The sequence below is a fragment of the Hyphomonas chukchiensis genome, assembly GCF_000682695.1.
Lineage (GTDB): Bacteria > Pseudomonadota > Alphaproteobacteria > Caulobacterales > Hyphomonadaceae > Hyphomonas > Hyphomonas chukchiensis.
Genome location: NZ_AWFG01000012.1, coordinates 85,931 through 94,031, shown reverse-complemented (window position 1 = coordinate 94,031; position 8,101 = coordinate 85,931). Strand labels below are relative to the sequence as shown.

General features: G+C 61.6%; 9 protein-coding genes. 3 read left to right on the top strand and 6 right to left on the bottom strand.

The genetic code is table 11. The features are described from left to right. On the bottom strand, positions 1 to 604 hold a 604-nt coding region (locus tag HY30_RS05120), incomplete at its 3' end, for an HpcH/HpaI aldolase/citrate lyase family protein (protein ID WP_034737791.1). 82 nt (positions 605 to 686) lie between these two features. Between HY30_RS05120 and HY30_RS05115 the strand changes: the two genes are divergently transcribed. Further along, a complete protein-coding gene (locus tag HY30_RS05115) occupies positions 687 to 1,811 on the top strand; it encodes a serine hydrolase domain-containing protein (RefSeq protein WP_034737789.1) in 1,125 nt (374 codons plus the stop codon). Further along, positions 1,756 to 2,430, top strand: coding sequence for a LysE family translocator (locus tag HY30_RS05110; protein WP_241765651.1), 675 nt, complete (start codon positions 1,756 to 1,758; stop codon positions 2,428 to 2,430). The genes HY30_RS05115 and HY30_RS05110 overlap by 56 nt, the downstream gene beginning before the upstream one ends. A gap of 100 nt (positions 2,431 to 2,530) precedes the next feature. On the opposite strand, the gene rarD is transcribed toward HY30_RS05110, so the two are convergent. Continuing rightward, complete coding sequence (gene rarD / locus HY30_RS05105) at positions 2,531 to 3,445, bottom strand: EamA family transporter RarD (protein WP_034737787.1); 915 nt, start codon at positions 3,443 to 3,445, stop codon at positions 2,531 to 2,533. A gap of 95 nt (positions 3,446 to 3,540) precedes the next feature. Further along, positions 3,541 to 4,584, bottom strand: a complete 1,044-nt coding sequence (locus HY30_RS05100) for an aspartate-semialdehyde dehydrogenase (protein WP_034737785.1) — start codon at positions 4,582 to 4,584, stop codon at positions 3,541 to 3,543. Between the two features lie 128 nt (positions 4,585 to 4,712). Here HY30_RS05100 and HY30_RS05095 point away from each other — a divergent pair, with 128 nt between their 5' ends. Beyond that, positions 4,713 to 5,084: a nuclear transport factor 2 family protein gene (locus HY30_RS05095; RefSeq protein WP_034737783.1), complete on the top strand. Its 372-nt coding sequence runs from the start codon at positions 4,713 to 4,715 to the stop codon at positions 5,082 to 5,084. Between the two features lie 6 nt (positions 5,085 to 5,090). On the opposite strand, the gene HY30_RS05090 is transcribed toward HY30_RS05095, so the two are convergent. The 3 genes from HY30_RS05090 to leuB form a co-directional block, all read right to left on the bottom strand. Next, on the bottom strand, positions 5,091 to 5,648 hold the full coding sequence (locus tag HY30_RS05090; RefSeq protein ID WP_034737781.1) for a hypothetical protein: 558 nt from the start codon (positions 5,646 to 5,648) through the stop codon (positions 5,091 to 5,093). Positions 5,649 to 5,684: 36 nt separating this feature from the next. After that, positions 5,685 to 6,875 (bottom strand): amidohydrolase family protein, encoded by a 1,191-nt coding sequence (locus HY30_RS05085; RefSeq protein WP_034737779.1) that lies wholly within the window; start codon positions 6,873 to 6,875, stop codon positions 5,685 to 5,687. Between the two features lie 74 nt (positions 6,876 to 6,949). After that, entirely contained in the window at positions 6,950 to 8,008 is a 1,059-nt protein-coding gene (gene leuB / locus HY30_RS05080; RefSeq protein WP_034737776.1) for a 3-isopropylmalate dehydrogenase, read from the bottom strand. Positions 8,009 to 8,101 lie beyond the last annotated feature (93 nt).

The window sequence follows — 8,101 nt, the reverse complement described above, 5'->3', positions numbered from 1 at the left end:
TCTTGATGTCATTATAGACGCCATCAATTGCGATAAGGCCATAGGCCCGCGCCGCTGCCATGCTGAGGCCCAGCGCTGTCTGGAAGGCCAGCCGGTCAGGCGTTGGGCGTGCGCGATATTCCTTGGCCAGGTCATTCGTGCCCATGACGAATGTGGTCAGGCGCGTGCGGTGCGCGGCTTCGGCAATCTCCTGGATATTGAGGATCGCGAGCGGCATTTCGATCATCACCCAAAGCCCGAAATCGGCGGGCGCGCCAGCCGCCGTAAGTGCCTTGTCCAACCGGTCAATATCCGCCCCGGAGACGACTTTCGGCGCGAGAATGGCGTTTGCGCCAGACTTTGCCGCCATTTTCAGGTCGTCCGCGCCCCATTCGGTGTCGAGACCGTTGATGCGCACGACGATCTCGCGGGGGCCATAGCCGCCGCCCTGAACGGCGCTGAGAATAGCGGCGCGCGCTTCCGCCTTGGCTTCCGGCGCAACGGCGTCTTCCAGATCAAAGATCAGCGTATCGGCCGCCAGGTCCTTTGCCTTTTCCAGTGCGCGTGTATTGGCGCCGGGCATGTAGAGGCAGGAACGGCGCGGACGGTGGGCTTGGGCTGACATGGGCGGTCCTTGACGGTTGACTTGCGATTGGGGAAGGGGTGGCCTCATTGTTCAAAAAGATCAAGATGACCAAAGGGCCGCCATGACAGAGTTTCCGCTATCAGGACATGTTGCCACCGGTTTCGAGCCCGTCCGCGACGCTTTCGAAGCGAATTTCGAGGATGATGGCGAGCTTGGCGCCGGTTTCGCGGTGCTGCTGGACGGTGAACCCATTGTCGACCTGCTCGGCGGCTGGGCTGACCGGAAGATGGAGCGTCCTTGGGACGCGCAAACGCTGGTGCCCGTCTACTCGACGACAAAAGGCATTTCCGCGCTCGTCCTTGCAGCCGTGGTGGCGGATCTCGCTGAAGGATATGAAACACCGATTTCCAAAATCTGGCCTGAATTTGCCGCAGAGGGTAAAGACGCCGTCACGATCGGCCAGTTCGTCAGCCATCAGGCAGGCCTGCCCGGCTTCATCAACGAGATCGACCCTGACCTCTGGCTCGATCCGCCCGCCTGCGCCGCCGCATTGGCCGCCCTGCCGCCCATGTGGCCACCTGGAACTGCCCACGGATACCATCCGACGACCTGGGGCTATGTCGTCGGCGAGATGTTCCGGCGCATCAGCGGCGTCACGCTGGGCACATGGCTTCGCGAAAACGTCTGCGCGCCGAACGGTATTGATTTCCATATCGGCCTGCCGGCCAGCGAGCATGACCGCTGCGCCGACATCAAACGGCCGACGGCGCTTCCTTCAATCGGCGAGATGACAGACCCCAAGAAAGCCGCCTTCGGCACCAAATGGTCCTCGCCCAATCGCGGGGGCGCCATCTGGCGCGAGATCGAAATCCCCTCGGCGAATGGCCACGGCACCGCCGCAAGCGTCGCTGCGCTCTATAATGCCTATGCCCATCGCGGCGCAGTTGCGGGCAAGGCACTGATGCCGGATGAGGCCTTTGCCAGTCTCGTCCGCTCCCGCGTCGACGGACCGGACCTCGTGCTCAACATGTCGACCAGCTTCGGCGCTGGCATCATGCGCAACACGCATGGCTTCTTCGGACCAAACCCTGAGGCTCTCGGCCATTGCGGCTGGGGCGGATCCATGGCGATTGCCGATTCCGACCGGCGCCTCACCTGCGTCTATGTCATGAACAAGCAGTCCAATGTCCTTGTCGGCGACCCTCGCGCTGTCGCGCTGGTCAACGCCGTCTACGGTTGCCTCTGACATGCTCGGCCATGTCAACTGGGCTGCCTTCCTCATCGCCATGGCAGCGGTTGAACTGACACCCGGTCCCAATATGGGCTGGCTGGCGGCCCTCTCCGCAAAGTCGGGCTGGCGGGCCGGACTCATGGCTGTGGCGGGCGTGACGCTCGGCCTGCTGATCCAGCTGATGGCAGCAGCCACAGGCGCCTCGGCACTGCTCGCAGAATCGCCTGTACTCTATGAGTCGCTGCGCTGGGCAGGGGTCGCCTTCATGCTCTATCTCGCATGGGAAGCCTTTGCAGATACCGGATCGGCCTCAGCGGTTCAGGGCGGCGGGCAGGAAGGCTTCCGGCGCGGATTGATCGCCAATATCCTCAATCCCAAGGCCCTGCTCTTCTATATCGTCGTTGTCGGTCAGTTCGTCGATCCCGCTTCCGGCCCTGTCTGGGCACAGATTATCCTGCTCGGCCTCATCCACCTGGCCGTGGCAATCATCATCCATGTCGGCATCGTCTTCCTCGGCGCCGGATTGGGCACGGCGCTTGAGCGCTGGCGCACATCGCTGCCTGCCCGTATCGGGTTTGCCCTCGTGCTGGCAGCGATTGCGATCTGGATCGGCGTTTCGACCCATCGGGGCTAATGGTGCATTTCTGGCACAGGCATTGCAAAGCCAGCCTTGGGTTCATTGAACCCATCATGCGAATCCTGCCTCGGCACGCTCCCAGCGGCCGGGGCTTTTTTCATGCAGGCCGCGCCGTGCGGGCAAGGCGACGCGCCTTGGCCTCGCCAATAACACTGTCGGTCGTGAAAATGGCCAGGGCCGCCCAGATACAGCCGAACGCAATCGCATGCGTCCATCCGAACGCCTCGCGGAAGATCAGCGTCGCAATCAGGAACTGAAGTGTCGGCCCGATATATTGCATCATGCCGATGGTGGAGAGCTTCAGGCGCTTTGCCGCGAGCCCGAACAGGATCAGCGGTGTCGCCGTGATCGGCCCGGCGAGCACCAGCAGCAGGTTGTCCCAGCCGCCTTCACCCATCAACCGGCCTTCCGGCTGTTGCAGGAACCAGCTGAACCAAGCCAGGGCGAGCGGCGCAAGCACCACAACCTCGACAAGAAATCCCGCCCGGCTGTCGATCGCGACCTTCTTCCGGATCACCGAATAGAACGCGAACGAGAAGCACAGGCCCAGCGCGACCCAGGGTATGTGGCCGAACGCGATTGTCATCACGCCGACGCCAATCGCCGCGATCACCACGGCAACCCATTGCGCCGGGCGCAGGCGCTCCGAGAAAATCAGCATGCCGAACAGCACATTGACCAGCGGGTTAATGTAATAGCCGAGCGAGGCCTCCATGGTCCGGCCCTGGTTCACCGCCCAGATATAGATCAGCCAGTTGACCCCGATCAGAAGGCCCGACAGGGCCAGCCATTTCAGGTTCTCCCACTTGAACGCCGTTCGGATGTCGCGCCAGTTGGCGGCAACCGCGATCAACAGGATCGCTGTCGGGATCGACCAGATGATCCGGTGCGCCAGCAGCTCCACCGCGCCGACATGGCTCATCGCCCGGATATAAAGCGGCAGCGAGCCCCAGATGACATAGGCGCCAAGGGCAGCCGGAAAACCGAGGCGAAGGGATGACGAAGTGCTCATGCGCCGCGATGTAGGCGCAGCCGCCATGCGGCGCCACCCAATTCTTGCTGCGCAGAGCGCTTAGTTTTGCTTCACTCCGAAAGGCCGGTCGCGGCTCAGCCCGTCGTAACGGGCTGTTTCTCGGCTTTCAGCACGCCGCGGTTCAGCAATTCTTCCGCAATCTGAACGGCGTTCAGCGCCGCACCCTTGCGAAGATTGTCCGAGACACACCAGAAGGCGAGACCGTTTTCGACGGTCGGATCCTTGCGCACGCGACTGATGAAGGTCGCCCAGTCACCGACGCATTCCTTCGGCGTGATATAGAGCTCTTCCTTCGGATCATCGACCAGCATGATGCCCGGGCTTTCGCGGAGCAGGCGTTTGGCCTCGGCGGCGCTCATCGGGCCGGCCATCTCGATATGTACGGCTTCGGAATGGCCCACAAAGACAGGCACGCGCACGCAGGTCGCCACGAGTTCGATGGCAGGATCGAGGATCTTTTTCGTCTCCTCGCGCATCTTCCACTCTTCCTTGGTGAAGCCGTCATCCATGAAGACATCGATCTGCGGGATCACGTTGAAGGCGATATCCTTCTGGAAGACCTGCGGCGTCGGCTCGTCATTGACGAAGATGCCCTTGGTCTGGTTCCAGAGTTCGTCCATGCCATCCTTGCCGGCGCCGGAAACCGACTGATAGGTCGCAACCACGACACGCGTGATGCCAACTGCATCATGGATAGGCTTCAGCGCCACAACCAGCTGCGCCGTCGAGCAATTCGGATTGGCGATGATGTTTTTCTTCGCGTAGCCCATCACCGCATCGGCATTCACTTCCGGCACGACGAGCGGCACGTCCTTGTCCATGCGCCAGGCAGACGAGTTATCGATCACGATGGCCCCGGCCGCCGCAATTTTCGGCGCCCATTGTTTCGAGATCGTGCCACCGGCCGACATGAGCACGAGGTCAACGCGCTTAAAGTCAAAGGATTCAAGGTCGTGGCACTTCAGAGTCTTGTCGCCATAGCTGACTTCCTTGCCAATCGAGCGCCGGGACGCGACAGCAAAGACTTCGTCTGCGGGGAAGAGGCGCTCATCCAGAATGTTCAGAAGTTCGCGTCCGACATTCCCTGTAGCACCGACAACTGCAATCCGCGTGGCCATGATATTAAACTCCGTTGTGTAAGCCGCAGGCTTATGACGCATTCTTGTCCCATGTGCAAAGCCTGTTGCCATCGTGTTATGTGTTATGCAGCCTTTTATCCCTGCCCCAGGCCCAAGGAGACCCATGCGTGCTTGACGACATAATCGCCCGCTACATTGCCAGCTACAACGCCCGCGACATTGACGGCATGATCGACTGCGTCACCGATGATGTCGTGTTCGAGAACATTTCGAACTCGGGCCAGTCCATGCGGCTCGATGGAAAGGACATGATGCGTCAGGTGGCAGACCTCTCGGGCAATGCCTTTTCCTATCGCCGCCAGCGGCTGGTCAATGTCGTGACTGGCGCCGGCAAGGCCGCCGCCGAGATCGAATTCGAAGGCAAGGCCGCCGTCGACCTGCCCAATGGCGTTCGCGCCGGTGAAACAGTGAAAATCCGTGGCGCCAGCTTCTTCGAATTCCGCGGCAACCTGCTCTGCCGCATCGCCGACTATAGCTGATCGGCCCTATTCCGCCGCCGGTTGGCACACGACCCCTCGGGTTTGGGCATAGGATACAGCTAACCCATCCATATCTGCGACATAGGGCTCGGGCAGTTCGGCTTTGATTTCTGCCCATGCCGCAGCGCCGCCTGGCGTACAGATCACACGCAGATAATCCGGCGCCGCTCCCATCCGGAAATTCGCGTCCGGCACCAGACCCTTTCTCGCCCGATCCCATATCTGGAACGTCGCCCAAGCATGCTCGCGCATCAGATACAGGAAACGCAGCCTATCTGCCGCGTCCAGCGGCGGGGTCGCATCCATTCCGGACTGGAAAATCATGGCCGTGTCGCGGTCGGTATAGACCGAGGCGCGAAAGGTGGACCATTGCGCCATCGTCGCATTGGATTCGTTGCGAAGCATCACCGTATTGCCGCCGCGCAACTGGAGGCCCACAAACCCGAGCGAAATGACGACGGCGATTGCGCTCACGATTTCAGCAATGAGAGCCAAGTACTCGATACGCGTCCTGCGCTGTTGCAGAACTTCCTCTTTCCCCTCGCTTGTCGTGTTCTCAGCCATTTTACATCCCCCGCCCACCGATCTCAGTTATAGAGGTCAGGCTGATCGAGCAAGCTGCGGCACACGTAGATCCGGCGCGAGACCCTCGCCCATCAGGTCGATGAAATTGCCGGAATAGAAGGCCTCGACAGCGCGCGTCGATGCGCCCTTCAGGCTCTCGTCAAAGCGCTTCAGCGGATTACGGCCGCCTTCAACGTGCGGATAGTCCGACGAGAAGAGACATATCTCCTCGCCCGCATTCGCGATGATCCAGCCGGCATCCTCATGCGGATAGGGTGTCACGCGGAACTGCCGGCGGACGATCTCTGACGGTTTCGCCGACAGGTTCTGCAGCCGTGTTTCGTTGCGCATGAACGCATGGGCCGCCGAATCCATCGATCGCATCCATCCCGGCACCCAGGCGGCGCCAAGCTCGATCGCACCGAATTTCAGGTTTGGGAACCGGTCGAACACGCCGTCAAAGATCATCGTCGCCAGCGTCTGCATCACGGCCGAGGGGATCGGCATGTAGCTCACGGACGTGAAATTATCGTCCCCGCCATGGAAATCCGGCACCGGCGGCAGGCCGTTTTCCTTGTAGACCGGGTTCAGCTTGTCCTCGCCGCCGACATGGAAGAGGATCGGCAGGCCCGCCTCCTCCGCCATGGCCCAGACCGGGTCGAGACCGACATGGCTTGGCGCATGATGCTGCGGGCATTTCGACGGCACCATAAGGGCTTTCGCCCCCATCTCGATGGCATTGCGCGCCGTCTGAACCGCCCGCTCGATATCCTCCAGCGGCACATAGGCCGTGGCCAGAAGGCGCCGGTCGACCGCGCAAAAGTCGGTCATCATCCGGTTGTGCGCTTCGGCTGCCGCATAGCAGAGCTCCATGTCGTCGCCCTCATCCAGCCCGAAATTGCCAAGGCAGAATGTCGTGAAAACGAGCTGGCTGGCAAAGCCGAGAAGATCGAGCACGTCAGGACGGTCTTCCCGGCGGAAGGCGCCATGCGCTTCGTAATTCTTCCGCAGGAGAATGTTCTCCGCGACGCCCGCGCGAAAGGCGGCATCGTCATGCGCGGCCAGCTGTCCATTAACGAAAGCGTCGAAGGATTTCTTCCATTTATAGACCGGAAGATCGTGGTAGCGCGCCAGCAGCTTGCGGTCGAAATAGGGATCGAGACAGTCGCTCGGCTCCATCAAATGGCTGTCAGCATCATGCACAAGGCGGCTGCCTGCATAGGTCATCGTGTTTCCTCCAAGTCTTCTTTTTGGAGGAAGATGTCACAGCCGCAGGTCAGCGGCAATTGCGGGGTCAGTTGCTAGAGCGCCGCGATGATCGCGTCGGCCATTCCCTCGGTGCTGAGATCGCCGCCGAGGTCCTTGGTCCGGGCGCCATTCTCCAGCGCCTTGCCGACCGCAGCGAACAGCGCATCGGCTGCCTTCTCGCGGTCCAGCGACCAGCGCAGCGCCATTTCCAGCGACAGGATCATGGCGCACGGGTTGGCAATGCCCTGGCCCGCAATGTCCGGCGCCGAACCGTGCACCGGCTCGTAAAGACCCGGCGTGCCGGGGCTTCCCAGCGAGGCCGACGGCAGCATGCCGATCGAGCCCGTCAGCATCGAGGCTTCGTCCGAGAGGATGTCGCCGAACAGGTTGCCGGCAAGGATCACGTCGAACTGTTTCGGCGCGCGCACCAGCTCCATCGCGCAGGCGTCGGCATACATGTGCGTGAGTTCAATGCCCGCGCCAAATTCGGCATGCGCGAGCGTCACTTCCTGACGCCAGAACAGGCCGGATTCCATCACGTTCGATTTCTCGACCGAACACACCTGACCCTTGCGTTCACGCGCAATGTCAAACGCCACGCGCGTCACGCGCTCGATTTCCGGATGGGTGTAGAGCGCCGTGTCATAGCCGCGGCGATAGCCTTCATCATCCACATCGATGCCGCGCGGCTCGCCGAAATACACGTCACCGGTCAGCTCGCGCACGATCATCAGGTCGAGGCCTTCGATGATCTCGCGTTTCAGGCTGGACGCATCGACCAGCGCCGGGAAGCAATAGGCCGGGCGCAGGTTCGCAAACACGTCGAGCCCCTTGCGAATGGCCAGCAGTCCCGCCTCCGGGCGCTTGTCGCGGGCGACATTATTCCATTTCGGTCCGCCGACGGCGCCGAGCAGGACGGCATCGACATGCCGCGCTTTCTCAAGCGTCTCGTCGGCCATCGGCGTGCCGTGCATGTCAAAGGAAGCGCCGCCGACAAGGCCTGTCTCGAACTTGATATCCGGCACAAGGATTTCGGCCACGCGGCGCGCCTGCGCCATCACTTCGGGGCCAATACCGTCTCCGGGCAGAAGCAACACTGTTTGCGATGACATGGGCGCGGGCCTCCTGGATATGGGTCTTTGCCGCGCGGGCGCAGCAGAAGACACGCCTCTAACGCCCCGCACCCGGTCACGCAATCAGCAGAT